The organism is Serratia sp. N21D137, assembly GCF_047530005.1.
GTDB lineage: Bacteria > Pseudomonadota > Gammaproteobacteria > Enterobacterales > Enterobacteriaceae > Chania > Chania fonticola_B.
On record NZ_JBLJAJ010000107.1, the window covers coordinates 1 to 1,186 of the forward strand.

General features: G+C 53.5%; 1 protein-coding gene. It reads left to right on the top strand.

What is annotated here, in order from left to right; all coding sequences use genetic code 11:
• Positions 1 to 64: 64 nt before the first annotated feature.
• A protein-coding gene (locus tag ACMV5H_RS25530; protein ID WP_414822803.1) for an IS3 family transposase occupies positions 65 to 1,186 on the top strand; the annotation gives its coding sequence in 2 pieces (ribosomal slippage) (positions 65 to 323 and positions 323 to 1,186; 1,123 coding nt annotated over the 2 pieces). This gene is flagged as partial in the annotation.

Genomic DNA, 1,186 nt, shown 5'->3' on the forward strand with positions numbered 1-1,186 from the left:
TGATCTTACCCAGTAATAGTGGACACGGTATTAAGTGAGTAAACTCGTAACTCAGAGGTGACTCATGACTAAACCATTAACAACGAAAAACAAGCCCCGCAAACAACACACGCCTGCCTTTCGGGCCGAAGCGCTTAAGCTCGCTCAACGTATTGGTGTGGCCGCAGCCGCGCGCGAACTCGGTCTCTACGAATCGCAACTTTATACCTGGCGAAGCAAACAACAACAGCAACTGACATCATCCGAGCGTGAAAGCGAACTGGCTGCCGAAAATGCCCGGCTCAAACGTCAGTTGGCAGAACAGGCTGAAGAGTTAGCCATTCTCCAAAAGGCCGCGACATACTTCGCGAAGCGCCTGAAATGAAGTATGTCTTTATCGAAAAACATCAGGCTGAGTTCAGCATCAAAGCCATGTGTCGGGTGCTCCGCGTCGCCCGCAGCGGCTGGTATGCCTGGCGTCTGCGTCGTTATCAGATAATCCCGCGTCAGCAGTTCCGTCTTGTCTGCGATGATGCCGTTCGACAGGCATTCAATGACGCCAAACAGCGCTATGGTGCGCCGCGTCTTGCTGATGAGCTTCCGGCGTACAACGTCAAAACCATTGCAGCCAGCCTGCGGCGTCAGGGGCTGCGTGCAAAGGCCTCGCGCCGTTTCAGGCCGGTCAGTTACCGTGAGCATGGTTTGCCGGTATCAAAAAACCTGTTGAAACAGGACTTTACCGCCTGTGAGCCGAATCAGAAATGGGCGGGAGACATCACCTATCTTCGCACTGATGAAGGCTGGCTTTACCTGGCGGTAGTGATTGACCTGTGGTCACGAGCCGTCATCGGCTGGTCGATGTCTTCGCGGATGACGGCGCAACTGGCGTGCGATGCATTGCAAATGGCGCTGTGGCGGCGTAAACGCCCGGAAAATGTCATTGTTCATACAGACAGAGGCAGCCAGTACTGTTCGGTGGATTATCAGACCTTACTGAAACGCCATAATCTGCGTGGCAGTATGAGCGCTAAAGGCTGTTGTTACGACAATGCCTGTGCGGAAAGCTTCTTCCACTCACTGAAAGTGGAATGTATCCACGGCGAGCACTTTGCCAGTCGGGAAATGATGCGAACGACTGTGTTTAATTATATCGAGTGCGATTACAATCGCTGGCGTCGCCACAGTGCCTGTGGTGGTCTTAGCCCGG